Consider the following 26,135-nt stretch of genomic DNA (forward strand, 5'->3'; position numbering starts at 1 on the left):
GACCAGACGCGGGCTTATAGCCGCCGCACTTCGTTCCTGCAAGCGGCAATGGCAGCACTTCTGTCGCATTTCGTCCGCTTTCGTCGGGCATTCCCGGAAAGTCCGGATTTCCACCTCGGAAGATTTGCACTCCGGGATAAACCTGGCTTAAAGCCTTGTGTGCTAAGCCGCTGCCTCGATAGATCGTATTTCTGCCGCCTGGAGCCCTGTTGTCTTGCCCCCAAAAATCGTTGGTGAAGCCCGGCCCAACAGCTTCGAATTCGAAACCGAGGCGCTGATCAAGGCGTCCGGCTTTCGCGAGTATGATGCCCGCTGGTGGTTCGGCCATCCGGGCTCGGCGCAACCGCCGGAGCTCAATCTGATCGGCGTTCAGGCGCTTGGCATGGGGCTCGGCACGCTGATCCGCCACCTTGGCGCCGGGCCCGATATCGTCACCGGGCACGACTTCCGTTCCTATTCGCTGTCGATCAAGCTGGCGCTGGTGTCCGGGCTGATGGCCGTCGGTGCAAAGGTGAGGGACATCGGCCTGGCCTTGTCGCCGATGGCCTATTTCGCTCAGTTTGCGCTGGATACGCCGTCCGTCGCCATGGTCACCGCCTCGCACAATGAGAATGGCTGGACCGGCGTAAAAATGGGCGCGGCGCGGCCGCTGACCTTCGGTCCGGAAGAGATGAGCACGCTGAAAGCGATCGTGCTGGCCGGCGATTTTGATCTTATCGGCGGCGGTTCCTATGATTTCATCCGCGATTTTCGCGCCACCTATCTCGACGATGTGACCCGCGACAAGCGCATCGCGAGAAAGCTGAAGGTGGTCGCCGCCTGCGGCAATGGAACCGCCGGCGCTTTCGCGCCGGAAGCGCTGGAACGCATCGGCTGCGAGGTCATCCCGCTCGACGTCGAGCTTGATCATACTTTCCCGCGCTACAACCCCAATCCGGAAGACATGCAAATGCTGCATGCCATCAGGGACAAGGTGCTCGAAACCGGCGCCGATGTCGGGTTGGGCTTCGACGGCGATGGCGACCGTTGCGGCGTCGTCGACAATGAGGGCAACGAGATCTTCGCCGACAAGGTCGGCGTCATGCTCGCGCGCGATATTTCTCTGCTGCATCCCGGCTCGACCTTTGTCGTCGACGTCAAGTCGACCGGCCTGTTCAACACCGACAGTGTGCTGCGCGCCAATGGCGCCGTCACCGATTACTGGAAGACCGGCCACTCCTACATCAAGCGCCGCGTTGCCGAGCTCGGCGCAGTCGCCGGCTTCGAAAAGTCAGGCCATTTCTTCTTCAATCCGCCGATCGGGCGCGGCTACGACGACGGGCTGGTCACCGCCATCGCCATCTGCCAGATGCTGGATCGCAGCCCCGGCAGTTCGATGGCTGATCTCTACCGCGCCCTGCCGCTGACTTTCGGCACGCCGACCATGTCGCCGCACTGCGCGGACGATGTGAAGTATGGCGTGGTCGAGCGGGTGGTTGCCGATTTTCAGGCCATGCAACGCGATGGCGCCAGCATCGCCGGCCAGAAGATCGTCGATCTGATCACCGTCAACGGCGTGCGCGTCGTTGCCGAGGACGGCACCTGGGGGCTGGTGCGCGCCTCGTCGAACAAGCCGGAGCTTGTCGTGGTCGTCGAAAGCCCGGTGTCGTCGGATCGCCGCCGGCAGATGTTCGACGCCGTCGACGCGGTGCTGCGCCGCAGCCCGGAAGTCGGCGCCTACAACCAGACTTTCTAACGGCCAGTCGCCGAAGCTGTCTGCAGGGTGCTCCAGTCGAACGCTCGCGCCCAGTCGGCAAAATTGTGCCAGCCGACCTCCGGGAATTCCTTGCGTAAGGCGGCGATATCGGCATCGTAGCCGACGCGGTCGAACCATTCGAACATCAGGGCCGCATCCTCGCTTTGCTGGCGAGCCACGGCAATTGGGATTTCCTGATAGCCAATCGGACGGCCGATGGCCTCGGACAGGATTTTCGCCTGCGCTTCGCCTGACAATTCGTCGCCTGCGAAATCGAAGCGCTTGCCGAACACCTGGTCTCGCCGCTCGGCCAAGGCGGCAACGAAGCCCCCGATGTCGGCCAGGGAGACCAGTTGGAGGACGCGTTTGGGAGGCATCGCGAAGGCATAGGTGCCCTGGCTGAGTGCGCCGATCGACCACGGCGCCGCGACATTCTCCATGAACGCGACCGGAGCGCTGATCGTGTAGGGGATGCCCAGCCCCGCAACATGTTTCTCGACGAGATATTTGCTTTCGAAATGCGGGATGCCGGTCTTCTTGTCAGCGTCGGCAACGGATGAATAGATCAGGTGTCCGACGCCGGCAGCCTTGGCCGCATCGGCGGCGATGATCCCCTGACGGGTTTCCTCCTGCAGGCCAACTTCATAGCTGTTGCCCATCAGGAACATGGTGTCGACGTCTTTTGCGGCCCTCACGACGGAGGCTGCATCAGCGAGATCGCCGGCCACGATATCGGCGCCCGCGGAGGCCAGTTGCCGCGCAGCCTCACTGTCCGGCTTGCGCGTCAGTGCCTTGACGCGATGTCCTCTCGACAACAGGGCGCGCGCAACCGCGCCGCCTTGCTGGCCCGTAGCGCCGGTCACCAGAATGCTTCGTTTGCTGGTCATGGTGTCTGCTCCTTCTTGTTTGGCTGGAGCAAAGTTAGGACCTTTCACATTGATGCATAATTGGCTATAGTTGGAAAATATCGTCCCAATTTTGGAAACAATGCTCGACCTCAACGATATCGTCGTGTTTGCTCGCGTCGTCGAAGCCGGCAGCTTCACGGCTGCCGCGCGCCTGCTGGCCATGCCCAAGACCACCGTCAGCCGCCGCATTGCCGCGCTCGAGCGCGAGGTCGGCGTCCGTCTGCTGCAGCGCACGACACGCAGCCTCAACATGACGGCTGCCGGGCGTCTCTACTATGAGCAGAGCAGCCAGGGGCTGCGCACCATCGAGGAGGCAAATCTGCGCCTCGCGGAGGCGAGGGCGGAGCCGTCAGGCACAATACGCATTTCGGGCCCGGTCGGCTTTGGCGGCCATTTTCTCATCCGCACCGTGATCGACCTTCTCGCACTCTATCCGAAAACCAATGTCGAGCTCCGCCTTACCGACGACAGACTCAACCTGGTCGAGGACGGTATAGACCTCGCTTTCCGCACCGGGATCCTTCAGGATTCGACGCTGATCGCCCGCAAGCTCGGCTCCACGCACAGGCTACTCTGCGCCAGCCCGGACTATCTCGCCCGGCACGGCACACCGGAAAGCCCGGCGGACCTCACGCACCATCAATGCGTCATCGCAGGCCCTTCGGCCTCAGGCGTTCATTGGCTGCTGGCCGGGCCTCGCGGCCAGGAAACGGTCGTGGTGGCCGGGCGCTTTGCCGCCAATGAAATGCAGGCGGTCGTTGCCGCCGCGCTCGCCGGCTTCGGCATCGCCCAGTTGCCCCAGGCGATCGCCGAAGGGCTGATCAATGACGGGCGGCTGCTGCGCGTTCTCGGGGACTACACGACACCGGCCGGCGGCTTGCATGTCGTCTATCCGAACAGCCGCCACCTCTCGCCTCTGGTCAGGGCATTCATCGAGCTTGCATCCGAGCGCATTTCCAATGGGATTAACACCGCTTAAGGCTTGTGTGGTAGCAACCGGCCAACACTACCTTGTGAGCGCGAGACCCGAATGACCGAGCGGATTGTCAGTTTTGTCATGAGCGGCGGCGTCGGCTCGCGGCTTTGGCCGCTGTCGCGCGAGGACAATCCCAAGCAGTTCCACGATCTGTCCGGTGACGGCTCGATGCTGGCCAAGACCTTGCGTCGATTGACGGCGCGGCCGGAAGGCGAAACGCCGATCTTCCTGATCGCCTCGGAGCGTCATGCCGACCGCGTCCATGCGGATATTGCCGGCCTCGATCTCGCCGGCGGCGGCCCGCTGTTCGAGCCGACAGGCCGCAACACAGCCGCGGCGGTAGCGCTGGCCACACTGCGCACGCTCTCCGAATTCGGCGACAGCTTGGTGCTGGTGGTGCCGTCCGACCATGAGATATCAACCCCGTGCCAATTCTGGCAGAGCGTCGAGGCAGGCTGCGAGGCGGCGCGCGCCGGCCGGCTGGTGGTGTTCGGCATCAAGCCGATGCAGCCCGAGACCGGCTACGGCTACATCGAAGTCGCGGCCGAAAGCGGCGGCACCTTCGACGTGTCGCGCTTTGTCGAAAAGCCGGACCTTGCGACCGCGCAGAGCTATCTCCAGGCCGGAAATTTCTATTGGAACACCGGCATCTTCCTGTTTAGCGCCGGCGCCATGCGCGATGCCTTCGCGGCGTTCCAGCCTGATATCTGGCAGGCCACCGAGGCGGCCTACCAAGCGGCGACATCGGATCTGTCCGGCCTTTATATGCCGCTGGTGCTATACGCCGCCATCCCGTCGAACTCGATCGACTACGCCATCATGGAGCGGGCGAAAGACATCGCCATGGTGCCGGCCGGCTTCCGCTGGAACGATCTCGGCTCCTGGCAGTCGCTGCTCGATGTCGGCCCTGCCGACGATCACGGCAATGTCGTCATCGGCGACGTCGTCGCCATCGACTGCGAGAACTCCTACATCCGCAGCGACGGCCGCCTGCTGTCGGCGATCGGCATGAAGGATGTCGCCATCGTCTCGACATCGGACGCCACCTTCGTCGCCCCGGTCAGCCACAGCCAGCATGTCAAGAAGATCGTCGAACAGCTCGAAAAGTCGGGCCGGCTGGAAACCCGGTTCACGCCGGCGCATGACCGTGTCATCGAAAGCGGCGCGTGGCGGCGGCGCGTGCATCACTGGCTGTTTCAGGAGACCTTGCCACTGTGGTCGACATCAGGCGTCGACGAGCGCCATGGCGGTTTTCACGAAGCGCTTGGCCTCGATGCCTCGCCGCTGATGAAGCCCAAGCGCATGCGCACCATGGCAAGGCAGGTCTATGCCTTCGCCGTTGCCAAGGCGCGCGGCTGGGACGGCCCGGCCGACCGGCTGATCAGCCATGGCATCGACTTCATGGCCGGGAACGGCCGCACCGACAAAGGCGGCTGGGTGCGCACGCTGAACGTCGATGGCTCGGTCGCCGATGCCACAGAGGATGCCTACGATCATTCCTGTGTGCTGCTGGCACTGGCGCATGCGCATATGTCGGGCAATCCGGACGCCTTGAGGCTCGGCGAGGAAACCTTCGCCTTTCTCGATGCGTATCTCGAGGACAGCCGCATGAGAGGCTTCCTCGAAACATCAGATGGGGAAGGCGAGCGGCGCTCCAACCCGCATATGCATCTGCTCGAGGCCTTTCTCGCCTGGCACCAGGCGACCGGCGAGCGCGCCCATCTGCGCCGCGCGGCGCGCATCATCGACCTGTTCCGCAGCCATTTCTTCGACGCCGAAAGCTGGACGCTCGGCGAATATTTCGATGCCGAATGGAAACCGTCAGCCGGCGAGAAAGGCTCCTGGACCGAGCCAGGCCATCACTTCGAATGGGCCTCGCTGCTGGTCGATTTCGCCGGACGCAGCGGCCAGGCCGAGCTGAGCGGTTTTGCTCGGAAACTCTATGCGTCGGCCATCGCCAACGGCCTCAACCGCGCCACCGGTCTTGCCTATGGCGCCGTCTCACGGCAGGGCCTGCCGCTCGATCTTGTCTCGCGCAGCTGGCCGCAGGCCGAAGCGGTCAAGGCGGCGATTGCACTCGATGGTTCGGGCGGGCCCGACCTCAAGCCCGAGATCGAGGCGCGAGTCGGCCGGCTGTTCCGCTGGCATATCGACCCGGCGCCGGTCGGCCTGTGGATCGACCGCATCGACGAGCGCGGCCGCTCGCTGGCGACGGATGTTCCGGCCAGCATCTTCTATCATCTGGTCTGCGCGCTGACCCAGTATCTGGATGGGACGGCGGAGAAGGGAAGCTGAGCGGCTGAAGCTGCCAATCTCCCCCTTGCGGGCAGGGCTATCGCATATGAGTAAAGAGCTGGAAGAAGAAGTCTTTGTTCCATCTGGCTCTGCGCATTTTGCTTGCAATGGGTTTGTCGAGAGGATGGGCTTGCAAGATGTTTTGCGCGAGGCGTCTGATGACGGCGAGGTTTTGCGGGGCGTTGTCCTTGCGGGAGCGAGCGTCGTCCTCATGGAAGACGACGTCGAGGCTCCAATGCAACTGGTTCTCGATTGTCCAATGTGCTCTGAGCGTCTCGGCCAGTCTTTTGGGGGTAAGCACTTTGGAGAGCGCGACATAGCGCACGGAGGTACTGGATTTGCCGCCTGCCACGCTGCGAGAGGCCTCAATGCGTCCGATCGCCTTGAGGCCGGGAAAGCCCGGCAGGTCGAGCAGCCGCTTGAGCGGCAGGACCGAAGCCCTTCGCGTCTCGGTGCGGCCATGCGCGCTGTCGCTGGTCTCAAAGAACGCGATCTCGCCGGCTTGGGCGAAGCTTCGTTCGGCCGCGGCAAACAGCTTGGGACGATTGGGCTTCAGCCCCAGCGCATAATGCGCCTTCTTGCCGATCAGCGCCTTGGCGGTGTCGGGGCGGCAGTGCAGCGCATCGGCCGTCACTGTACAGCCCTTCAAATCCAAGCTCTTCAGAAGATCCAGCGTGGCTTTGACCTCGTCGCCCTCAGGCGCGCGGGCAGCGGCAATCGACAGCCTCGTCTCGGCGTCCCACACGCTCACCACCAAAGGTGGCATGAAAGCCCGCCCCTTCGCATAGCCGCGCCGCAACGCCTTGCCGTCGACGGCCACCACGCCGCGTGGCGGCGAAAGTCCGAGCGTTTGGCGCAGCGCCGCCATGAAGCTGGCAAAGCTGCGCGCAAGCTCATCGGCATCGAGAAGTCGAAACACCCGGCTGAACGTGTCGTGGCTCGGACAGCCATGCTCCAGCACCACGATCTCTTTCAGCTCTTCTTCCTGACCCTCGACGAAATCGGCAATATCCACGCAGCTTTTGGCGCCGCACAACGTCGCAGCCAAGGCCAAAAACAGAAGCTCCGCCAGATCATGACGCGCGTTGACGTCACGCGGGTCTTGAACTTCCCGCAAAATCGAAAGCAGCAATTATTGGGCCTCTCCTTCAAAGACAAAGCCCCTAAAGAATCAACCTTTCCACAGCCCGCAAGACCTACATTTACTCAAATGCGATTCCCCTGCCCTTGTGGGGGGAGATGGCCAGCAGGCCAGAGGGGGGCGCTGTCCCTCCAGCCTATCAAACCAACATGGTTGGCCCTCCCGTAATGTGAAGCGATCAGCGGGGAACGTCGGCGATCCTTCCCACCCCCTCTGTCCTGCCGGACATCTCCCCCGCAAGGGGGAGCTGGGTCGTCACGTCGGTTTTCGCCAATCGTTAAATCAATACGGGCTCGCCACATCCCCAGTCTCGACATAGATCGACTTCAGCTGCGAATAGAGCGCCAGCGCCGCCAGCGAATTCTCCCGGCCGATGCCGGACTGCTTGAAGCCGCCGAACGGAATCTCGACTGGCGTAAGATTGTAGGCGTTGATCCAGCAAGTGCCGGCCTGCAGTTCGGCGATGACGCGGTGGGCGCGCGGCAGGTCGCGGGTGAAGACGCCTGCGGCGAGGCCGAACTCGGTGTCGTTGGCGCGGTCGATCACCTCGTCCTCGCCGTCGAATTTCAGCACGCTCATCACCGGTCCGAAAATCTCTTCGCGCGCGATGCGCATCGTGTCGGTGACGCCGGTGAAGACCGTCGGCTCGACGAAGAAACCGCCGTCAAAACCCTGCAGCGAAGGCACGTTGCCACCACAGGCCAGAACAGCGCCATCATGCTTACCGATCTCGATATAGCCGACCACCTTCTCATGCTGAGCCTTGGAAACCAGCGGACCCATCTGGGTCTCCGGGTCGAGCGGGTCGCCGATGCGGATTTTTTTGGTCCGCTCTATCAAGCGATCGACGAAGCGGTCGTGAATGCCGCTCTGCACGAAGACACGCGTGCCGTTGGAGCAGATCTGGCCGGTCGAATAGAAATTGCCGAGCATGGCGCCGCCAATGGCGTTTTCGATGTCGGCATCGTCGAAAACGATCAGCGGCGACTTGCCGCCGAGCTCCATCGTCGCGTGCTTCATCTTCGAGCCGGAAAGCGACAGCACCTTGCGGCCGGTCGGCACCGAGCCGGTCACCGAAACCTTGGCGACGACATCGTGGCCGACGAGCCCGGCGCCGACATCGCCATAACCCTGCACGACGTTGAACAGCCCGTCGGGCAGGCCGGCTTCGCTGTAGATTTCGGCGAGTGCCAGTGCTGAAAGCGGCGTGTTTTCCGACGGTTTGAACACCATGGCATTGCCCATGGCGAGTGCCGGTGCCGATTTCCAGCCGGCGATCTGGATCGGATAGTTCCAGGCGCCGATGCCGACACAGACGCCGAGCGCTTCGCGCCGCGTGTAGGCGAAGGGTCCGCCGAGGTCTATCGCCTCGCCATTATAGGCGGCGACCGCGCCGCCGAAATATTCCAGGCAGTCCGCGGCCGACGGCGCATCCGCCACCAGCGTCTCCTGGATCGCCTTGCCGGTATCGAGCGTCTCGATGCGGGCGAGGTCGGCGTTGCGGGCGCGCAAGATGTCGGCGGCACGGCGCAGGATGCGGCCGCGCTCGACCGGCTTCAGCCGTGCCCATGCGGGCTGCGCGGCACGTGCGGCCTCGATGGCGAGTTCCAGCACGTTCGGCGTCGCCGAACGCAGCATGGCGATCGTCTCGCCGGTGGCCGGATAGATGACCGGCAGCGGCGCGCCTTGCTCGTCGTCGATGTAGCGTCCGTTGACATAGTGCGATGCCGTGGGCTGGGCGCGCATGGGAGGTCTCCAAATCGTCTTCGCTTGGGCGGAACGTTCGCCGGATCATGCTCTATCTGTCGGACGCCTGCCAGCGCGGATTGATCCATGGTTCCTGGTTGGACGGCGCCAGCGGCGTGCGGCCAAGAATGTGGTCGGAGGCTTTCTCGCCGGTCATGATCGACGGCGCATTGAGATTGCCGTTGGTGACGCGCGGGAAGATCGAGGAATCGGCGACCCGCAAGCCGTCGACGCCGATGACCCGGCACTCCGGATCGACGACGCTCATCATGTCGTCGGCGCGGCCCATTTTACAGGTGCCGCAAGGATGGTAGGCGCTCTCGGCGTGATCCCTGATGAAGACATCGAGATCGTCGTCCGACTGCACGTGCGAACCCGGCGAGATTTCCTTGCCGCGATAGGGGTCGAAGGCCGACTGGCCGAAGATCTCACGCGTCAGCCGGATGCAGTGGCGGAACTCTGTCCAGTCGTCCGGATGCGACATGTAATTGAAGCGGATCACCGGCGTCGACTTCGGGTCCGGCGAGCGCAGCGTCACCGAGCCACGCGACTTCGAGCGCATCGGCCCGACATGCGCCTGGAAGCCGTGCGACTTCGCCGCCGCCTTGCCGTCATAGCGGACCGCCGCCGGGATGAAGTGGTACTGGATATCAGGGTAGTCGACGCCAGCGCGCGAGCGCACAAAGGCGGCCGCCTCGAAATGGTTGGTGGCGCCAAGCCCCGTCTTGAAGAGCAGCCATTGCGCTCCGATCAGCGCCTTCGAGAATGGGTTGAGCACCGAGTTCAGCGTGATCGGCAGCAATGATTCCTGCTGGATGTAGAGCTCCATATGATCCTGCAGATTGCGGCCGACGCCGGGCCGGTCGGCCACGACGGCAATACCGTTTTCGCGCAAATGCTCGGCCGGGCCGATGCCGGACAGCATCAGGAGCTTGGGCGAATTGATCGACGAGGCGGCAACGATCACCTCACGTCGTGCCTTAACGACCTGAATCTGTTTGTGAGCTTCGATCTCGACGCCGATGGCGCGTTGATTCTCGATGATCACCCGGCGGGCAAAGCCCTTGACCAGACTCACGTTTTTTCGCCTGAGCGCCGGCTTGAGATAGGCGCTGGCCGCCGACCAGCGTCGGCCGCCGCGGATGGTCTGTTCCATCGGCCCGAAGCCTTCCTGCTTGGAGCCGTTATAGTCGTCGGTCAGTTCGAACCCGGCCTGGCGGCCGGCCTCGACAAAGGCGCCGTAGAACGGATTCTTCCGCGGGCCGCGTTGCACGTGCAATGGCCCGCCGTGACCGCGCCAGCCATCCTCGCCGCCGTCATTGTCCTCCATGCGCTTGAAGTAGGGAAGTACGTCGGCAAAGCCCCAGCCGACCGCGCCGTCTTCGGCCCAATGGTCGAAGTCGCGGGCGTGGCCGCGCACATAGACCATGCCGTTGATCGAGGACGAGCCGCCGATCACCTTGCCGCGCGGCGTTGCCAGCACACGGCCGCCGAGATGCGGTTCCGGCTCGCTGGCGAAACCCCAGTCGTAGAGGCTCATGTTGAGCGGGATGGACAGCGCCGACGGCATCTGGATCAGCGGTCCGATATCGGTGCCGCCGAATTCGATGACGATGACCGAATGCTTGCCGTCCTCCGACAGCCGGTAGGCCATGGCCGAGCCGGCCGAGCCGGAGCCGATGATGACGAAATCCGCTTCAAGCATGGTTCATATGCGCCCATCGTTCATATGCGTGATGAAATCGGCGAGCGAAACATTGCCGCCAGTTGCCACCACGAGCACGGTCTTGCCAGTCACATCCACCTTGCCGCCGAGCAGCGCCGCCAGCGAAGCAGCCCCCGATGGTTCGAGCACCAGCTTCATCCGCTCGAAGGCGATCCGCATGGCGCTGCGCACCGATTGATCGTCGACCGTAATGCCGCGCACGCCGGCGGTCTTGACCGCCGCGAACGGCGCGTCGCCCGGCCGCCGCGACATCAGCCCGTCGCAGATCGACTTCGGGCCGATCGGCATGGTCTCGATGCTGCCATGCGCGAGCGACGAGCCCATGCCATTGAAACCTTCCGGCTCGACGCCAATGATCTCGGTAGCCGGCGACAGATAGTGGAAGGCGAGCGAAACACCGCCGATCAGTCCACCGCCGCCGACCGAGCAGAACAACAGGTCGGCGCTGGCGTCCTTGGCAGCAAGCTGGTCGAGTGCTTCGAGACCGGCGCCGGCCTGGCCGGCGACGATCTCCGGATCGTCGAACGGATGCAGCAAGGCCAGCCCCTCAGTCTCGGCGATCTCGCGAGCCTTGGCGGCCGCGACTTCCTCGCGCGCACGCTCGCCATGGTCGGTCAGCACGACGCGGGCGCCATAGCCTGCGGTGGCATCGCGCTTGGCGGCCGGCGCATCGATCGGCATGACAATGGTGACCGGAATGCCGAGCGCCTGGCCGGCGGCCGCCAGCCCTTGCGCGAAATTGCCGGAGGAATAGGCGACGACGCCCTTCCTTGCCTCATCGGCCGAAAGCTGCTTCAGCCGCCAATAGGCGCCGCGCACCTTGAAAGAGCCGGCCCATTGCAGCGATTCCGCCTTGATGAACACGCGGGCCGCGCCTGTCTCACGCGCGAGTGCTGCCGATTCCAGCAGTGGCGTGATCTGAGTCGCCCGGGAGGTGACGGCATAGGCCTGCTTGAGATGGTCAAGGGTGGGAACGAGAAGGTCTGCCATCATTCGCCTCGTGGATACCGTTTGCTCTCCTCGAGATTGTCGAGGTTCATGTGGTTGCGCATGTAACGTTCCGAAGCCTTCTGCAACGGCTGGAAATCCCAGGGGTAATAGGCGCCGTTGCGCAGCGCCGGATAGACCACCCAGCGGCGCGCCTGGCTTTCGCGAACTGCGGCGTCGAAGCCGGCCATGTCCCAGCGCGCCCGAACCTTGTCCATGAAGGTTGCCACCAGACCCGCATTGGCCGGGTCGTCGGCCAAATTGTCTCGCTCGAGCGGGTCGGCGTCGAGATCGAACAGTTGCGGCGGGTCAAGCTCGCAATGGACGAATTTGTATCTGCTGTCGCGGATCGCCACCAGGGGCGCGTAGGAGCCTTCGGCTGCATACTCGATCAACACCGGCGCGGTACGCGGCTTGCCCTCGGTCAGCGGCAGCAGCGACTGGCCGTCGGTCCATGGCGCGATCGCCTCGATATCGATGCCGGCGAGGTCGCAAAGCGTTGGCGCCACGTCAAGATTGGAGACCGGCGTCTTGATCAGCCCGGCGGAAATGCCCTTGCCGGCAATCATCAACGGCACCCGTGCCGAGCCTTCGAAGAAGCTCATCTTGAACCACAGACCGCGCTCGCCGAGCATGTCGCCGTGATCCGAGCAGAACAGGATGACGGTGTCGTCGAGCATACGCGTGCGCTTCAGAACGTCCAGAAGCTCGCCGAGCTTGTCGTCGATGTAGGAAATGTTGGCGAAATAGCCGCGCCGCGAACGACGCACCTGTTCCGGAGTGATCTCGAAGGACGGATAATCGCTGGCGAGATACAGCCGCTGCGAATGCGTGTCCTGCTCGTCATGCGCGACGGCCCCCGTTTCCGGGTCTAGCGCCTGGCAATGCTCATAGAGGTCCCAATACTGCTTGCGCGCGACATAGGGATCGTGCGGATGCGAGAGAGAAACAGTAAGGCACCAAGGCCGGTGGTTCGCATCGTCCTGGTCGCGCGAAAGCTGATAGAGCTTCTGCGTGGCCAGGAACACGACCTCGTCGTCATACTCCATCTGGTTGGTGGTCTCGGCGACGCCGGCGCCGGTCACCGAACCCAGATTGTGATACCACCAGTCGATGCGCTCGCCGGGCTTGCGGTAATCCGGCGTCCAGCCGAAATCGGCCGGGTAGATGTCGGTGGTCATCCGTTCCTCGAAGCCATGCAACTGGTCCGGCCCGACGAAATGCATCTTGCCCGACAGGCAGGTGTAGTAGCCGGCGGCGCGCAGATGATGGGCGAAGGTCGGGATCGACGAGGCGAATTCCGCCGCATTGTCATAGACCCCGGTGCGCGACGGCAGTTGCCCGCTCATGAATGAGGCCCGGCCCGGCGCGCAAAGCGGCGATGCGGTGTAGTTGTTGGCAAAGCGCGCCGAGCGGGCTGCCAGTGCCCTGAGATGCGGCACGTGCAGAAAGTCCGCCGGCCCGTCCGGAAACAAGGTCCCGTTGAGCTGATCGACCATGACGATCAGGAAATTGGGTCGCTTCGGTGTCACTGTTTGCGCCGCTCGCCGAGTTTGGTTTCGAGATAGTCCTCGACCAGCGCGATCGCGGTCGCGGCGTCGGGCACGCCGTCCTTCAGCGCTCGCCTGATGTAGAGCCCGTCGATCATCGCCGCTGTCGCTTCGGCGACACGGTCGGCTTCGGCTCTGGGCAGGATGCCGGTCAGACCGCTCATCAGGTTCGAATGCAGCCGCCGCGCATAGACCCTGAGCAGCCGGCGCAAGGCCGATGATTTCTGCGCCTCGACATAGAAGGCGAGCCATGCCGCGATGGTTTCGGGCTGGAACTGGATGTCGGAGAAGTTGACGGCGACCACGGCCGAGACGCGTTCGCGCGCGGTGCCGGCGGTCTGAAGCGCGCGCCGCATGTCGGTCGTCAGCTCGGCCAAGATGTGCCGCATCGTTGCCAGCAACAGCTCATCCTTGGCGCCGAAATAATGATGGGCAAGGGCCGACGACACGCCGGCGCGACCGGCGATCTCGGACATGGTCACGTCGAGCGAGCCGCGTTCGCCGATCGCCGAGATCGTCGCGTCGATGAGCGCCTTGCGGCGCAGGAGTTCCATTCCGACTTTCGGCATTTTGCTAAGGTCCTTTGAAGCAGGATTATTTTTTATTGACGGGTCAATCAACAAAAAAATCGCCGGCGGCTCGGCCTGTACCAAGCGATTGTCTGCTTTCGGCCCTTCACGAAGCGAGCACGATTGTTTATATTTGAACAATAAATGCGAGGTGCGCCGTGAGCCCACATGCTAGGCTGGCGCCAAGGATGGAGACCGCCATGACCGCATGCATTGTTGGCTGGGCGCATTCGCGTTTCGGCAAGCTCGAGGGCGAGACGCTCGAAAACCTGATTGTCAAGGTGGCCACGGACGCGCTCGACCATGCCGGCATCGGTCCCGACGAGGTCGACGAGATCGTGCTCGGTCATTTCAACGCCGGCTTTTCGGCGCAGGATTTCACCTCGAGCCTGGTGCTTCAGGCCGACGACCGGCTGCGCTTCAAGCCGGCGACGCGCGTCGAGAACGCTTGTGCCACCGGCTCGGCGGCGGTCAGGCAAGGCATCCGCGCCATCGACGCCAATGCCGCCCGTATCGTGCTGGTGGTCGGCGCCGAGCAGATGACGACGACGCCTGGTCCCGAGATCGGCAAGAACCTGCTCAAGGCCTCCTATCTGCCCGAGGACGGCGACACGCCGGCGGGTTTCGCAGGCGTCTTCGGCAAGATCGCGCAGGCCTATTTCCAGCGCTATGGCGACCAGTCCGACGCGCTGGCGATGATCGCCGCCAAGAACCACAAGAACGGCGTCGACAATCCCTATGCGCAGATGCGCAAGGATTTCGGCTATGAATTCTGCCGCCAGGAGAGCGAGAAGAACCCCTTCGTCGCCGGTCCCCTGAAGCGCACCGACTGCTCGCTGGTCTCCGATGGCGCCGCCGCCCTGATCCTTGCCGACACTGCGACCGCGCTGAAGATGCGCCGCGCCGTTGCCTTCCGCGCCAACGAGCATGTGCAGGATTTCCTGCCCATGTCGAAGCGCGATATCCTTGCGTTCGAAGGCTGTGAACAGGCTTGGGGCAGGGCGCTGAAGAATGCCGGCGTGACGCTTGACGATCTCTCCTTCGTCGAGACGCATGACTGCTTCACCATCGCCGAACTGATCGAATATGAGGCGATGGGTCTGGCCAGGCCGGGCGAGGGTGCGAAGCTCGCCATGAGCGGCGAGACCGCCAAGGATGGCCGCCTGCCGGTCAACCCGTCGGGCGGGTTGAAGTCCAAGGGCCACCCGATCGGCGCCACCGGTGTCTCCATGCATGTCCTGACCGCCATGCAGCTTGTCGGCGAAGCCGGTGGCATCCAGGTGCCGGGCGCAAAACTCGGAGGCATCTTCAACATGGGCGGTGCTGCGGTCGCCAACTACGTTTCCATTCTCGACCGGATCAGATAAACCGCCGCATTACAGCGCCGCGCGCCTTTTGAGGCGCGCAAAGGACGCTGTAACACTTTGATTTTGCGCATGACCTCGAAAATCGGGTCTGATTTTCGAGGTCATGCGCTGGCGGGAGGTGACATGACAAATCCGGTTCTGATCGAGGTCCTGCGCGGCGCGATCGTCGAGAGCGCGCATCGCGGCGCTGTCGCGGTCTTCGATGCCGACGGCAAGCCGGTCTGGGAAATCGGCGACACCTCGAAGCCGGTGTTTCCGCGCTCCGCGGTCAAGGCGATCCAGGCATTGCCGCTGGTCGAAAGCGGCGCGGCCGATGCCTATGGCTTCGGCAACCGCGAACTGGCGCTTGCCTGTGCCTCCCATTCGGGCGAGCCGGGGCATGTCGAACTGGCGCGATCCATGCTGGCCAAGGCCGGGCTTGACGGCTCAGCGCTCGAATGCGGCGCGCATTGGCCGTCCAATCATGACGCGGAGATCGCGCTTGCCCGCGCCGGTGGTTTGCCGAACGCATTGCACAACAATTGCTCCGGCAAGCATTCCGGCTTCCTCTGCACCTGCGTCCACGCGGGCATTGCGCATCGCGGCTATATCAGGCCGGACCACGCCTTGCAGGAGATGGTGCGCGACGCCATGCAGGCGGTCACGGGCGCTGTCCATGGTGCCGACGAGCGAGCAACCGATGGCTGCTCGATCCCGACCTATGCGGTGCCACTCAGGAGTTTTGCTCTCGGCTTTGCCCGCATGGCCACCACAAATGGTTTTGGTCCCGAGCGCGCCAAGGCCGCGAGGCGTCTGCTGGCCGCCTGCATGGCAGAACCGTTCTTTGTCGCCGGTACCGGCCGCGCCGATGTCGCTTTGATGGAGGCCGCACCCGGGCGGATTTTTACGAAAGGCGGCGCCGAGGGCGTCTATTGCGCGGCACTCCCCGAGCTTGGTCTCGGCATAGCGCTCAAATGCGATGATGGTGCCGGCCGCGCTGGCGAAGCCATGGTTGCCGCCGTACTTGCCAGGCTGCTGCACGCGGACGAGGCCGTGGCGGCGAGGCTGCTTGAACTGGCGAACACGCCGATCGAAAGCCGGAACGGCGTGAAGGTCGGATCGCTCAGGCCCACCACTGCCTTGAACTGAAGATCAGCACTCAGCTGACGTGATTGCGCTCGACGGTCAGATGCGCATAGCCGCTCTTGTCCGACGAGGTCAGGTCGCCCGTTGCCGGCTCGGCCCAGCGCTGGCCGACAACGGCGCCGTTCAGCGCGCCGTCGATGACATTGTCCGAGATGACGGCCGTGCCGGCACCCTCGACCACGCTGACGACGATGCCGGTTCCAGTCTTGCGGATGATGTTGCTCGTGGCCACGACATTGCGCAGGTATGGCCCCCAGCCGATCTGCATGCCGTAGAGCGGCGCGTTCTCGATGACATTGTTGGAAACGGTGGTGTCGGCCTCGACGCCGATGCCGACGCCGAACCCGGGCGGGTCGGCGGGGTAGGGGCCGCTGGTCGACAGATTGCGCACGATGTTGCCCGAGCATACACCCATGCGGCCGCCCTCGTTGAAGTTGACGATCGAAATGCCATTGGCGGCGCCGTCGACGATGTTGTTGCTGATAATGGCGCCTTCGAACGAGAATTCCGAATAGACCGCGGTCTCGCCCGAGCGCGAGCAGGTGTTGCCTGATATCTGCAGATTGCTGGCGCTGTTGGCGCGGATTGCCGAGAAGGCGCAGTCCGAGACGATGTTGCCCGAGATGACGACATTGCCGGCGCGGAAGGCGTTGATGCCATTGCCGTTCTGGCCGGTTCCGCCACTGCGCGCCTGGATGCGCTCGACACGGTTGCCGGTGACCATGGTGCCGTCTTCCGCCGCCTGCCAGCGATGCACGAGGATGCCGCCATTGGCGCAGTCGGAGACGGTGTTGCCCGTAATCGCCAGCCCGTCGGCCTCGACCGAATAGATGCCGGCATCGGCGGCCCCCGATATGTCCGAGCGCTCGACCCGGCCCGCCGCGTGTTCCAGCGCCAGTCCGTTCTTGCCGCTGCCGGTGATCTGACAATTGTCGACGACGAGGTGCGCGATCCTCCGCAGATCGAGCAGCCCTTGCGCGTAGTCGCCCATCGAGCGGTTAGCGCCATCGAAGACCAGCCCGCTGAGTTCGATATGGTCGGCCTGTTCGGCCATGAACAGGTGGCCGTCGCCGCCATAGACGATCCGTGTTGCGCCCGGCACGCCGGAAAGACGCACGCGGCCGGGCAGCGAGAGGTTGGAGACGACATAGGTGCCGGGTGGCAGAAACACCGGCACGTCGCGATCGTTGGCGTCGCGCAGCAGCTTGGCGAAGGCTTTGCTCTGATCGTCGAAGGTGCCGGGCTGCACGCCAAGTTCGGTGGCGTTGATCGAACCGCGCATGGAGGCTTTCTCGATGCCGGTCAGGCTGGCGGCTGCCGCTCTGCCAAGCGAGAGGCCCATGACGGCAAAGCCGGCGGTTCCGGTTAAAAGTGTTCGTCTGTTCAACATCGGCACAGGGTCCTGGCGTTCAACCCTGAGATCGCAGGAATCGTGCCAGACATTCTGTCTCTCCTCTCGAGGGCAGCGACAATGGCTTGTCGAGCAGCCTCTCCACGCCTAAGTTCAACGGATGAGCAGAGCTTTTACCCGCGAGGAAGACAGCGAAAACGCCATTGCCGGTGTCGGCGAGCGGCCGATCAGCCAGCACCGCAATCTGGTGACGGAGCGCGGCCTGGCGATGATCGAGGAAAATCTCGCCGATCTGCGCGACATACTGGCCAAAGCCGAGAGGAAGGCGGACCGCGAGCGCATCGCGGTGGTGTCGCGCGACCTGCGCTATTGGACCGCCCGGCGCGAAAGTGCCGAGCTGTCCGTGCCGGAGCCGGGCAGCGACCTGGTGCGCTTCGGCATGGGCGTCACGCTCGAGGGCGATGACGACAGGAAGGTGCATTGGAAAATCGTCGGCGAGGATGAGGCCGATCCGGCCAAGGGCACGATTTCCCATGTATCGCCGATGGCTGTCGCCCTGTTCGGCAAGAAGGTTGGCGACATAGCCGTGGTCAACGGCAAGGAATGGGAAATCGTCAAGCTGTCGGAAAGCTAATCCTCGAGCTTGACGACATGGTCGCGGAAGAAAGCCGCGGCTCCGGCTTCATCGATTTCGCCTGAAGCGACTGCCATGACGAATTCGTAAAGCGTGCCGTTGTCGGCTGTCAGGACATGCCCGTTCACAATCAAAAATGCGCCGGCGGCCACGATGGCAGTCCGTTTGTTGCCATCGACAATGGCATGATTCCTGGCTATGCCGAAGACATAGGCGGCTGCAAGATCTTCAACTGAGGGATCCCCGTAGTTGGCCTTGTTCTCGGCGCGGGCGAGCGCCGATTCGAGAGCGTTTTCATCTCTCAAACCTTGCGCTCCGCCATGCCTGCGCAACTGCTCGGCATGCATCGCTTCGACCGCGCGACGTGACAGAAACTCCCAGCTCATTCGGCGAGCTTCTGAAGCGCTACCTTGTATTTGTCCATGACCTTGCGAGCAGCTTCCATCTGCCGCTCGAAACTGTCGTCCACCGGCTCAAGGGCAATCCCCTTGTCCGTTTCGACGATCTGAAGCTGATCGCCTGTCTTCATGTTCAGACGGTCGAGCAGATCCTTTGGCAGGATCACACCTTCGGAATTGCCGATCTTGCGAATGGTCGTGTTCATGATGGATCATCCTGTTGCAACGCCGATTATAACACAATCGATGTTTGTTGCAACGGATATTATAACAAGCTTGTCAGGCCGATAGCAGCCGGTCCAGCAAGCGATCCGCCGCCTCCGGAATGACGGTGCCTGGCGGGAAGATTTCCGCCGCACCGGCTTGCAGCACGGCGTCATAATCCTGCGGTGGGATGACGCCGCCGGCGACGATCAGCATGTCGCCGCGGCCGAGCTTTTTCAGCGCGTCGCGCAGTTCAGGGATCAGCGTCAGATGTCCCGCCGCCAGTGACGAGGCACCGACAATATGGACGTCCTGCGCGACTGCCAGCCTGGCGATCTCATCCGGCGTCTGGAACATTGCGCCGACGGTGACGTCGAAGCCGAGATCGGCGAAAGCCGTGGCGATGACCTTCTGCCCACGGTCGTGCCCGTCCTGTCCCATCTTGGCGACGAGAATGCGCGGCTTGCCGCCGGATTTCTTTTCGAACGCGTCGAGCTTGGCCTGCAGCCCGTCGACCACGGCATTGTCGCCGAGCGCGTTGCGGTAGACACCGGAGATCGTCTGCACCGTGGCGACGTGACGGCCGAACACCTTTTCCAACGCCAATGAAATCTCGCCGACCGTAGCATTGGCGCGCGCGGCGCGGATGGCGAACTCCAGCAGGTTTTCATTGCCCTCCGCGGCGCGGCTTAGCGCATCGAGCGCGCTTTCCACAGCGGCGACATCGCGGGTGCCCTTCAGGCTTTGCAGCTTCGACAATTGCCGCGCCCTGACTTCGGCATTGTCGATCTTCAGCACGTCGACCTCGATGTCGGTCTCCGGGCGATGCGCGTTGACGCCGACCAGCATCTGTTCGCCGGAATCGATGCGCGCCTGCGTGCGCGCGGCGGCTTCCTCGATGCGCAGCTTGGGAATGCCTTGCTCGGTGGCGGCCGCCATGCCGCCGAGAGCCTCGACCTCCTCGATATGGGCAAGCGCGCGCGCCGCCAAATCATGCGTCAGCCGTTCGAGATAGGCCGAACCGCCCCACGGATCGATGATGCGCGTGGTGCCGGATTCCTTTTGCAGGATCAGTTGCGTGTTGCGGGCGATCCGCGCCGAATGGTCGGTCGGCAGCGCCATCGCCTCGTCGAAGGAATTGGTGTGCAGCGACTGCGTGTGCCCCTGCGTCGCCGCCATCGCCTCGATCATGGTGCGGACGATGTTGTTGTAGGGGTCCTGCGCCGTCAGCGACCAGCCCGAGGTCTGGCAATGGGTGCGCAATGACAGCGAGCGCTCATCCTTGGGCGAAAAATTCTTCTCCATCAAAGTCGCCCACAACAGGCGGGCGGCCCTGAGCTTGGCGACTTCCATGAAGAAGTTCATGCCGATCGCCCAGAAGAAGGACAGGCGCGGCGCGAAGCGGTCGATGTCGAGGCCCGCCGCGACGCCGGCGCGGGCATATTCGATGCCGTCGGCGATCGTATAGGCAAGCTCAAGGTCGGCCGTCGCGCCGGCCTCCTGCATGTGGTAGCCGGAGATCGATATCGAATTGAACTTCGGCATGTTCTTCGACGTGTAGGAAAAGATGTCCGACACGATCCGCATCGAGGGCTTTGGCGGATAGATGTAGGTGTTGCGGACCATGAACTCCTTCAGAATGTCGTTCTGAATGGTCCCGGCCAGATCCTTCTGCGCAACGCCCTGTTCTTCCGCAGCAACGATGTAGAGCGCCATGATCGGCAGCACGGCGCCGTTCATCGTCATCGACACCGTCATGTCGCCAAGCGGAATGCCATCGAACAGCTGCCGCATGTCGAGGATGGAATCGATGGCGACGCCCGCCATGCCGACATCGCCGGCGACGCGCGGATGGTCGCTGTCATAGCCGCGATGCGTGGCGAGATCGAAGGCAACCGACAAGCCTTTCTGGCCGGCGGCAAGGTTGCGCCGGTAGAAAGCGTTGGACTCCTCCGCCGTCGAGAAGCCGGCATATTGCCGGATCGTCCAGGGCTGCTGGACATACATGGTTGGGTAGGGGCCGCGCACGAAGGGCGGCAGGCCCGGATAGGTGTCGAGATGCGGCAACCCCTTGAGGTCGCTTTGGGTGTACAGATGCTTGGCGACAAGGCCTTCCGGCGTCATCCGCTGGCCTTTGACCTCGGCGGGTGCGCGGCGTGGCGATACCCAGCCGATCTGGCTGAAATCAGGGATCAAGAGGCGGCTCCGATCGATTGGTCGATGCGAACCGGAAACAGCGGCTCGCAGACGGCAACGCCTTCGGTAAAGGCAGGCCGCCGTTCCGCTGTCAGCGTCTCGACCGGACGCTCGCTTTTCAACGGGTAGAGCGTGGTGCCGACGATGACCCGTTCGCCTGCCTGATAGGCTGCATTACGCTGTGCTGCCGCAGCGTGAACGCGCTTCTGGATATGTCCGTCCTGAAGGCTGGACAAGACGCCGCCCTCGGCCTCGATTGCCTGCAATTCAGCCCAGGCCATTTCGCAGAGTTCCGTGGTCAGCGCTTCGACCGCGCCGGACCCATAGGCAGGATCGGCGACATGATCGATATGGCTTTCATTGGCCATGATCAGCTGCGTGTTGCGGGCGACGCGGCGGGCAAAACCCGCCGGCAAGCCATGCGCGATCGTGTGCGGCAGGATGGAGATCGAATCGGCACCGCCAGATGCCGCCGCAAAGCAGGCAATCGTGGTGCGCAGGATGTTGGTTTCCGGGTCCATGGCCGTCATCATGCGAAACGACGTCTCGGCATGGATGTTGGCCGTGGAATTGGGGATAGAGCAGGCTTCCTGCAGCCGCGCCCAAAGCCTGCGCAGCGCCCGGACCTTGGCCATCGACAGCAACTGGTCCTGGTCGACGCTGAGCGCGAAGCCGATATGGGGTGCGGCATAGACAAGCGGTTGCCGCGCCGTCTCGAACATTCTGAGGTAGGACACGGCGGAAGCCAGCATGATGCCGAGCTCCTGCGCTTCGGTGGCGCCGGCATTGTGGAACACCCGCCCGTCCGCCTCCAGCAGCACGCCCGGAACACCCATCGAGAAGAAATGCGCCAGCGATTGCGGCATCGAGGCCTGCAAAGCCTCGATCGACATGCGCAGCCGGCCGGTTCCGGCGAAGATCGCCGCCGGATCGATGCCGAAGGAAAGATTGAGCTTTGCCGGATCGGACCGGCGCTTGCTCAGGAACGCTACCAGCCAGTCGGCCACGGCGCGGCTCCAGGGATGGGCATCGATGCGGACCTGGATGCGGTTGAGCGGCACGCCGTCCAGCACCGTCTCCAGCGCTTTAACCGTTCTCGGCAGGCCGTAGCCGAACGCGTTCGGTGCTCCTTCGAAGACAAGCGACAGTCCCGTCGCGCCTTGCGCCACGTCCTCCATGGCCTGGGCTCTGGCACGGTCGACATCCGGATCGTCGACGCGCTGGCTGACGATCCAGGGCGATCTCGGATTTGCGCGCACGATCGGTTCCGCCGCGATGCTGCGGTCGTAGAGCGGTTCGATGCGGATGTTGTCGTCGGTATGCGAGACCAGTTTTTCCTCGAAGGAAGCGCCGGCCAACGCCTTTTCCGCCAAAGCCAGCCATCGCTGGCGCTCGGCGTTCTCAGGTTCGACATCCCTAGTCAAGGCTCCGGCGCCCATCCATTTTCCTCGTTTCATGCGGCCGCACCAGCCTGGAGCGGTTCAGTCTACGGTCCCCGGTCCGTTACCGCAATGCAATGCGCTTTCACGGTCGAAATTCGATCCCTTTGATATAGGTCGGCTTGCGTGGACGAACCATGAACGATTGCCAAACACCGGCAAAATCCGCAAGTTCCAAAAATCCGATTTTCGACGATTAGCCCGGATTGGGGCGATTGGCATCATTTGAACGATTGGCCCCGATTTGGACGATTGGCCCCGATTTGGACGATTGGCATTGTCGCTGTGCAACGGCCTCACTATACCTGCGGCAAGGCCACTGGCTTGGACACATCAGTTTGCGGAGACCGGACATATGGCTGACGACACCAGTATTTTCATCGGCGCCAGCCGCAAGCCGGACGACAGCTATCAGCGTGCCGAGCATTTGTTGCTGCAATATGGGAACCGCCATGGCCTGGTGACCGGCGCCACCGGCACCGGCAAGACCGTCACCTTGCAGATCCTGGCCGAAGGGTTTTCCAACGCCGGCGTGCCGGTGTTCTGCGCCGACATCAAGGGCGATCTGTCCGGCATCGCCATGATGGGCACGGCGCAGGATTTTCTCGTCAAGCGGGCCGAGCAGGTCAAGCTCGACCCCTACGACTTCCAGGAATTTCCGGTCATCCTCTGGGACCTGTTCGGCGAGCAGGGCCATCCGATCCGCGCCACGGTTTCTGAAATGGGGCCGTTGCTTTTGTCGCGCCTGATGAACCTGACCGATGCGCAGGAAGGCATCATGAACATCGCTTTCCGTCTGGCGGACGAGGAAGGCCTGCTGCTGCTCGACATGAAGGACCTGCAGGCGCTGCTGGCCAACATCGCCGAGCGCGCCGACGAACTGGGTTCGCGCTATGGCAATGTGACGAAGCCTTCCGTGGGAGCCATCCAGCGCACGCTGCTGGTGCTGGAGCAGCAGGGGGCTGCGCATTTCTTCGGCGAGCCGGCACTGCGCATCGCCGACATCATGCGCACCACCCGTGACGGACGTGGCGCCATCAGCGTGCTTGCCGCCGACAAGCTGATGATGAATCCGCGGCTCTACGCGACCTTCCTGTTATGGCTGATGTCGGAGCTGTTCGAGGTGCTGCCGGAAGTCGGCGATCCCGACAGGCCGAAACTGGTGTTCTTCTTCGACGAGGCGCACCTTCTGTTCGACGAAGCACCGAAAGTGTTGATCGACCGCGTCGAGCAGGTGGTCCGCCTGATCCGCTCGAAGGGCGTCGGTGTCTATTTCGTTACGCAGAACCCTTTGGATGTCCCGGAAAAAGTTCTGGCCCAACTTGGCAACCGCGTACAACACGCGCTGCGCGCCTATACGCCACGCGAGCAGCAGGCGGTGAAGACCGCAGCCGAAACCTTCAGGCCGAATCCCGACTTCGATTGCGCCACCGCGATCACCCAGCTCGGCACCGGTGAGGCGCTGGTCTCCACGCTCGAAACCAAAGGCATTCCGTCCATGGTGCAGCGGACGCTGATCCGCCCGCCCGCCTCGCGCCTCGGGCCGATCACGCCCGCCGAGCGACAAAAGCTGATCCAGGAAAGCCCGGTCGCCGGCCAGTACGATCAGGTCATCGATCGCGAATCGGCTTTCGAGATGCTGCAGAAGCGGGCCAAGGAGGCGCAGGACGCCGAAGAGCAGGCACAGCAGACGAGCAGCGGCGGCTCGCGCTGGACCATTCCCGGCTTCGGCAATGACGATCCGGCACCGCAATCGGGAGGCAGGCGCCCACCGGCGCCGCGCCCATCCAATCGTCAGACGGTGGCCGAGGCCGCGATAAAGTCGGTGGTCCGATCTGTCGGCTCGTCGGTGGGCCGGGCGATCGTGCGCGGGATATTGGGCAGCCTGTCGAGGGGGCGGTAAGATTTGAGCCAGCGGCGTTGCCGCTGCCTCGTGGATCAGAAGATCGAATTGGTGATCGCTTTCACCGGGCCGAGCAGCACCGATCCTTCCGGCACGCCGGCATCGATCGGGATGGCCTTGCGGTTGGCCGTCGCCACCATTGCCTGACCGATATCAGCGGTAACAATGACCGGGCTCTTCGACGGCACGCGATCGTAGAGATCGATGATGTCCTGGTTCATGAAGCGAACGCAGCCTGAAGAGACCGACTTGCCGATCGACTTCCATTCCGGCGAACCGTGCAGGCGGTAGAGCGTGTCAACATTGCCCTGGAAGAGATAGAGCGCGCGCGCACCGAGCGGATTCTTCAGCCCGCCTGGCATGCCGCCATTGTCGGCGCTGTACGGCTTCAGTTCCGGCTGCCTGGCGATCATTTCATCCGGCGGCGTCCACTTCGGCCATTTCTGCTTCCATTGGACGACGGCGTCGCCGGACCATTCGAAGCCGGCGCGACCGAGACCGACGCCATAGCGGATCGCCTGGCCGCCTGGGCGCACGAGATAGAGGTGGTGCCCGGTCGTGTCGACGATGAGGGTGCCGGGCTTCTGTCCCGTCGGATCGGGAACGATCTGGCGCAGGTATTGCGGATCGATCTTCTCGAACGGTATGGCCGGAAGATCGAAGCCACCATCGCTGACGGCCGCGTACATCGTTGCATAGTCCGGCAGCGGCGGCTCGACATAGGTTGGCGGCGGCGGCGGCTCGACCGGTGCCGGTCCGGTGGTGGCACATGCGGAAACCGCGATCGAAGCGGCGCCCAATGCAGCGGCGTTGAGAAAGCCGCGACGGCTCAGGCGAAAGGATTCGATTTCAGTTATGGACATGATTGCCTTCTTTAGGTCTCAAATCGCAACAAAGCGTGAATTCGCGGACCGCTGCGCGGGTGCCTGACAACACCTGGCCCGATAGGCGGTTCCGATTCTGGCCCGAACGTGGGCAAACAAAGGCGAAGCTGTGACTGCGCCGCCACTGTGGCGCCAGAGACACAGGGTGTGCGACCTCTGTTTTGTGCATGGCGTTGTGCCAAAGCCCGAGCCACTTTGCGCGACATGCGCTAGCTGCCGGGCACCAGCGCTTCGAGCGATGGCAGGATCAGGGCCGGCGGAAAGTCCCGGTATTCCTCGGGCTGGTCGGAGCGGTTGATCCACACCGTGCGGAAGCCGAATTTGGTCGCTCCGGCAATGTCCCAGCGGTTGGAGGACTGGAAGGAAACCGCGCCGGGGTAGAGGCGCCAGCCGGTGGTGACCATGTCGTAGACCGTCGGGTCGGTCTTGAAGCGCCGCACGGCATCGACGGAATAGATATCGTCCAGAACCTGGTCGAGCGCTGCGGATTTGACCGCTGCCTCCAGCATTTCGGGCGAGCCGTTGGACAGGATCGCCAGCCTTGCGCCCGAAGCCTTGAGCGCCTTGAGCACGGCCGGCACTTCCGGATAGCAATCCAGCCGCCAGTAGGCGTCCAGCAGTTTCGCCTTGAGGCCGGGATCGGCCGAGGGAACCTTGCGCAAGGCGAAATCTAGCGCTTGTTCGGTCAGTTGCCAGAAATCGGCATAGGCGCCCATCAATGTGCGCACCCAGGAATATTCGAGCTGCTTGGCGCGCCAGATTTCGGACAGCAATTGGCCGTCCGGCCCAATCTGATCGGCATGGCGGCGCACGGCGGCATGCACGTCGAACAGCGTGCCATAGGCGTCGAAAACATAGGCGGCGTATTGCATGGCAACAGTTTTGAGGCGAGGCGGCGCAAGGTGCAAGCCTTGATTGCATCGCGCCCGTCGCTGGCCTCAACAAAACTCCGCGATGCCGGTTGACGGCGCCCGCCAAAGCATCTTCCAATGGTGGTGACA

The 26,135-nt window shown here is 63.3% G+C and carries 21 protein-coding genes; 7 read left to right on the plus strand and 14 right to left on the minus strand.

The features are described from left to right. Nucleotides 1-214 precede the first annotated feature (214 nt). Nucleotides 215-1,735 (plus strand): phosphomannomutase/phosphoglucomutase, encoded by a 1,521-nt coding sequence (locus BPNPMPFG_RS32160; RefSeq protein WP_258592555.1) that lies wholly within the window; start codon nucleotides 215-217, stop codon nucleotides 1,733-1,735. Here BPNPMPFG_RS32160 and BPNPMPFG_RS32165 read toward each other — a convergent pair. Further along, a complete protein-coding gene (locus BPNPMPFG_RS32165; RefSeq protein WP_258592556.1) occupies nucleotides 1,732-2,622 on the minus strand; it encodes an NmrA/HSCARG family protein in 891 nt (296 codons plus the stop codon). The genes BPNPMPFG_RS32160 and BPNPMPFG_RS32165 overlap by 4 nt on opposite strands. Before the next feature lie 100 nt (nucleotides 2,623-2,722). Here BPNPMPFG_RS32165 and BPNPMPFG_RS32170 point away from each other — a divergent pair, with 100 nt between their 5' ends. Both BPNPMPFG_RS32170 and BPNPMPFG_RS32175 read left to right on the plus strand, forming a co-directional pair. Beyond that, on the plus strand, nucleotides 2,723-3,622 hold the full coding sequence (locus BPNPMPFG_RS32170; RefSeq protein ID WP_258592557.1) for a LysR family transcriptional regulator: 900 nt from the start codon (nucleotides 2,723-2,725) through the stop codon (nucleotides 3,620-3,622). A 51-nt stretch (nucleotides 3,623-3,673) separates the two neighbouring features. After that, nucleotides 3,674-5,914: an AGE family epimerase/isomerase gene (locus BPNPMPFG_RS32175; RefSeq protein ID WP_258592558.1), complete on the plus strand. Its 2,241-nt coding sequence runs from the start codon at nucleotides 3,674-3,676 to the stop codon at nucleotides 5,912-5,914. A gap of 37 nt (nucleotides 5,915-5,951) precedes the next feature. On the opposite strand, the gene BPNPMPFG_RS32180 is transcribed toward BPNPMPFG_RS32175, so the two are convergent. The 6 genes from BPNPMPFG_RS32180 to betI all read right to left on the minus strand — a co-directional run bounded on the left by BPNPMPFG_RS32180 (nucleotide 5,952) and on the right by betI (nucleotide 13,633). After that, nucleotides 5,952-7,046, minus strand: coding sequence for an ISAs1 family transposase (locus tag BPNPMPFG_RS32180; protein ID WP_258592559.1), 1,095 nt, complete (start codon nucleotides 7,044-7,046; stop codon nucleotides 5,952-5,954). Nucleotides 7,047-7,337: 291 nt separating this feature from the next. Further along, nucleotides 7,338-8,801, minus strand: coding sequence for a betaine-aldehyde dehydrogenase (betB, locus tag BPNPMPFG_RS32185; protein ID WP_258592560.1), 1,464 nt, complete (start codon nucleotides 8,799-8,801; stop codon nucleotides 7,338-7,340). A 52-nt stretch (nucleotides 8,802-8,853) separates the two neighbouring features. After that, complete coding sequence (gene betA, locus BPNPMPFG_RS32190; protein WP_258592561.1) at nucleotides 8,854-10,506, minus strand: choline dehydrogenase; 1,653 nt, start codon at nucleotides 10,504-10,506, stop codon at nucleotides 8,854-8,856. A 3-nt stretch (nucleotides 10,507-10,509) separates the two neighbouring features. Continuing rightward, entirely contained in the window at nucleotides 10,510-11,520 is a 1,011-nt protein-coding gene (locus BPNPMPFG_RS32195; protein ID WP_258592562.1) for a threonine/serine dehydratase family protein, read from the minus strand. Then, entirely contained in the window at nucleotides 11,517-13,046 is a 1,530-nt protein-coding gene (betC, locus tag BPNPMPFG_RS32200; RefSeq protein ID WP_258592563.1) for a choline-sulfatase, read from the minus strand. Before betC ends, BPNPMPFG_RS32195 begins: the two co-directional genes overlap by 4 nt. Continuing rightward, nucleotides 13,043-13,633 carry a choline-binding transcriptional repressor BetI gene (gene betI, locus BPNPMPFG_RS32205; RefSeq protein ID WP_258592564.1) on the minus strand — a complete coding sequence of 197 codons (591 nt, stop codon included), beginning with the start codon at nucleotides 13,631-13,633 and terminating at the stop codon, nucleotides 13,043-13,045. The genes betC and betI overlap by 4 nt, the downstream gene beginning before the upstream one ends. A 200-nt stretch (nucleotides 13,634-13,833) precedes the next feature. Between betI and BPNPMPFG_RS32210 the strand changes: the two genes are divergently transcribed. Then, nucleotides 13,834-15,000 (plus strand): acetyl-CoA acetyltransferase, encoded by a 1,167-nt coding sequence (locus BPNPMPFG_RS32210; protein WP_258592565.1) that lies wholly within the window; start codon nucleotides 13,834-13,836, stop codon nucleotides 14,998-15,000. A 123-nt stretch (nucleotides 15,001-15,123) separates the two neighbouring features. Continuing rightward, the gene (locus BPNPMPFG_RS32215) at nucleotides 15,124-16,128 is read left to right on the plus strand and encodes an asparaginase (RefSeq protein ID WP_258592566.1); all 1,005 of its coding nucleotides are present in this window, start codon (nucleotides 15,124-15,126) and stop codon (nucleotides 16,126-16,128) included. A 10-nt stretch (nucleotides 16,129-16,138) separates the two neighbouring features. Here the strand turns inward: BPNPMPFG_RS32215 and BPNPMPFG_RS32220 are convergent, their stop codons facing one another. Beyond that, a complete protein-coding gene (locus tag BPNPMPFG_RS32220; RefSeq protein ID WP_258592567.1) occupies nucleotides 16,139-17,515 on the minus strand; it encodes a TIGR03808 family TAT-translocated repetitive protein in 1,377 nt (458 codons plus the stop codon). A 121-nt stretch (nucleotides 17,516-17,636) separates the two neighbouring features. On the opposite strand from BPNPMPFG_RS32220, the gene greA reads away from it, so the two are divergent. Continuing rightward, nucleotides 17,637-18,110: a transcription elongation factor GreA gene (greA, locus tag BPNPMPFG_RS32225; RefSeq protein ID WP_258592568.1), complete on the plus strand. Its 474-nt coding sequence runs from the start codon at nucleotides 17,637-17,639 to the stop codon at nucleotides 18,108-18,110. On the opposite strand, the gene BPNPMPFG_RS32230 is transcribed toward greA, so the two are convergent. The 4 genes from BPNPMPFG_RS32230 to BPNPMPFG_RS32245 all read right to left on the minus strand — a co-directional run bounded on the left by BPNPMPFG_RS32230 (nucleotide 18,107) and on the right by BPNPMPFG_RS32245 (nucleotide 22,347). Further along, nucleotides 18,107-18,496 (minus strand): type II toxin-antitoxin system death-on-curing family toxin, encoded by a 390-nt coding sequence (locus BPNPMPFG_RS32230; RefSeq protein ID WP_258592569.1) that lies wholly within the window; start codon nucleotides 18,494-18,496, stop codon nucleotides 18,107-18,109. The genes greA and BPNPMPFG_RS32230 overlap by 4 nt on opposite strands. Further along, nucleotides 18,493-18,714 carry an AbrB/MazE/SpoVT family DNA-binding domain-containing protein gene (locus BPNPMPFG_RS32235; protein ID WP_135863661.1) on the minus strand — a complete coding sequence of 74 codons (222 nt, stop codon included), beginning with the start codon at nucleotides 18,712-18,714 and terminating at the stop codon, nucleotides 18,493-18,495. Before BPNPMPFG_RS32235 ends, BPNPMPFG_RS32230 begins: the two co-directional genes overlap by 4 nt. A gap of 73 nt (nucleotides 18,715-18,787) precedes the next feature. Next, entirely contained in the window at nucleotides 18,788-20,908 is a 2,121-nt protein-coding gene (gene scpA, locus BPNPMPFG_RS32240) for a methylmalonyl-CoA mutase (protein WP_258592570.1), read from the minus strand. Beyond that, complete coding sequence (locus BPNPMPFG_RS32245; protein ID WP_258592571.1) at nucleotides 20,905-22,347, minus strand: methylmalonyl-CoA mutase subunit beta; 1,443 nt, start codon at nucleotides 22,345-22,347, stop codon at nucleotides 20,905-20,907. The genes scpA and BPNPMPFG_RS32245 overlap by 4 nt, the downstream gene beginning before the upstream one ends. A 355-nt stretch (nucleotides 22,348-22,702) precedes the next feature. Here BPNPMPFG_RS32245 and BPNPMPFG_RS32250 point away from each other — a divergent pair, with 355 nt between their 5' ends. Continuing rightward, nucleotides 22,703-24,250: a helicase HerA-like C-terminal domain-containing protein gene (locus BPNPMPFG_RS32250; RefSeq protein ID WP_258592572.1), complete on the plus strand. Its 1,548-nt coding sequence runs from the start codon at nucleotides 22,703-22,705 to the stop codon at nucleotides 24,248-24,250. Between the two features lie 35 nt (nucleotides 24,251-24,285). Here BPNPMPFG_RS32250 and BPNPMPFG_RS32255 read toward each other — a convergent pair whose 3' ends face one another. Beyond that, the gene (locus BPNPMPFG_RS32255; RefSeq protein WP_258592573.1) at nucleotides 24,286-25,113 is read right to left on the minus strand and encodes a L,D-transpeptidase; all 828 of its coding nucleotides are present in this window, start codon (nucleotides 25,111-25,113) and stop codon (nucleotides 24,286-24,288) included. Nucleotides 25,114-25,343: 230 nt separating this feature from the next. Next, the gene (locus BPNPMPFG_RS32260) at nucleotides 25,344-26,006 is read right to left on the minus strand and encodes a haloacid dehalogenase type II (RefSeq protein WP_258592574.1); all 663 of its coding nucleotides are present in this window, start codon (nucleotides 26,004-26,006) and stop codon (nucleotides 25,344-25,346) included. Between the last annotated feature and the right edge of the window lie 129 nt (nucleotides 26,007-26,135).

Source organism: Mesorhizobium sp. AR07 (assembly GCF_024746815.1).
GTDB lineage: Bacteria > Pseudomonadota > Alphaproteobacteria > Rhizobiales > Rhizobiaceae > Mesorhizobium.

What these genes read in the sequence shown, in the direction of transcription:
- BPNPMPFG_RS32165 (WP_258592556.1), bottom strand. Translation starts at nt 2,622, where the DNA reads ATGACCAGCAAACGAAGCATTCTGGTGACCGGCGCTACGGGCCAGCAA.
- BPNPMPFG_RS32170 (WP_258592557.1), top strand. Translation starts at nt 2,723, where the DNA reads ATGCTCGACCTCAACGATATCGTCGTGTTTGCTCGCGTCGTCGAAGCC.
- BPNPMPFG_RS32175 (WP_258592558.1), top strand. Translation starts at nt 3,674, where the DNA reads ATGACCGAGCGGATTGTCAGTTTTGTCATGAGCGGCGGCGTCGGCTCG.
- betB (WP_258592560.1), bottom strand. Translation starts at nt 8,801, where the DNA reads ATGCGCGCCCAGCCCACGGCATCGCACTATGTCAACGGACGCTACATC.
- betA (WP_258592561.1), bottom strand. Translation starts at nt 10,506, where the DNA reads ATGCTTGAAGCGGATTTCGTCATCATCGGCTCCGGCTCGGCCGGCTCG.
- BPNPMPFG_RS32195 (WP_258592562.1), bottom strand. Translation starts at nt 11,520, where the DNA reads ATGATGGCAGACCTTCTCGTTCCCACCCTTGACCATCTCAAGCAGGCC.
- betI (WP_258592564.1), bottom strand. Translation starts at nt 13,633, where the DNA reads ATGCCGAAAGTCGGAATGGAACTCCTGCGCCGCAAGGCGCTCATCGAC.
- BPNPMPFG_RS32210 (WP_258592565.1), top strand. Translation starts at nt 13,834, where the DNA reads ATGACCGCATGCATTGTTGGCTGGGCGCATTCGCGTTTCGGCAAGCTC.
- BPNPMPFG_RS32215 (WP_258592566.1), top strand. Translation starts at nt 15,124, where the DNA reads ATGACAAATCCGGTTCTGATCGAGGTCCTGCGCGGCGCGATCGTCGAG.
- BPNPMPFG_RS32220 (WP_258592567.1), bottom strand. Translation starts at nt 17,515, where the DNA reads ATGTTGAACAGACGAACACTTTTAACCGGAACCGCCGGCTTTGCCGTC.
- greA (WP_258592568.1), top strand. Translation starts at nt 17,637, where the DNA reads ATGAGCAGAGCTTTTACCCGCGAGGAAGACAGCGAAAACGCCATTGCC.
- BPNPMPFG_RS32230 (WP_258592569.1), bottom strand. Translation starts at nt 18,496, where the DNA reads ATGAGCTGGGAGTTTCTGTCACGTCGCGCGGTCGAAGCGATGCATGCC.
- BPNPMPFG_RS32235 (WP_135863661.1), bottom strand. Translation starts at nt 18,714, where the DNA reads ATGAACACGACCATTCGCAAGATCGGCAATTCCGAAGGTGTGATCCTG.
- BPNPMPFG_RS32245 (WP_258592571.1), bottom strand. Translation starts at nt 22,347, where the DNA reads ATGGGCGCCGGAGCCTTGACTAGGGATGTCGAACCTGAGAACGCCGAG.
- BPNPMPFG_RS32250 (WP_258592572.1), top strand. Translation starts at nt 22,703, where the DNA reads ATGGCTGACGACACCAGTATTTTCATCGGCGCCAGCCGCAAGCCGGAC.
- BPNPMPFG_RS32255 (WP_258592573.1), bottom strand. Translation starts at nt 25,113, where the DNA reads ATGTCCATAACTGAAATCGAATCCTTTCGCCTGAGCCGTCGCGGCTTT.
- BPNPMPFG_RS32260 (WP_258592574.1), bottom strand. Translation starts at nt 26,006, where the DNA reads ATGCAATACGCCGCCTATGTTTTCGACGCCTATGGCACGCTGTTCGAC.